Annotated in this window: 1 pseudogene; it reads left to right on the top strand. The window is 55.0% G+C overall.

Annotated elements, in window-relative coordinates:
- Positions 1-101 precede the first annotated feature (101 nt).
- Positions 102-200: pseudogene (locus LH128_RS33965) on the top strand (IS5/IS1182 family transposase); the annotation flags it as partial.
- Positions 201-329 lie beyond the last annotated feature (129 nt).

The raw sequence follows: 329 nt of genomic DNA, 5'->3' as shown, positions 1-329 counted from the left end.
CGTACAAAGTCGAGCTTAGAGCCCGACCCAAAAGTTATTGAGCAATACCAGCATATTGTGATTCACGCCGTCCTGCGAGAGATGGAGTGAATGATGGCATGGACTGGGAAACAACCATTGCCTCGTCCACCGCGTGGGCAACGATCGACTCCATCCGCATGCTCACACGTAGAACGGCAAGGTATTGCTATGTTTGGTGAACTTTCGAGGCAGGCACTTAGACTATACCGGCGGCGCGTTCCTGCGCCTTGCGGTCGCGCCAGCGGCTTTCGCGATCAGTTCGGCGGAAATCGGCAGGTTCGTCATTGTCTCTTATCCTCTTCCCGTCG

Origin of the sequence: Sphingomonas sp. LH128, assembly GCF_000293195.2 — a bacterium.
Lineage (GTDB): Bacteria > Pseudomonadota > Alphaproteobacteria > Sphingomonadales > Sphingomonadaceae > Novosphingobium > Novosphingobium resinovorum_A.
The sequence above is the reverse complement of the archived record's forward strand: the minus strand, read 5'-3'. Positions and strand labels throughout refer to the sequence as shown.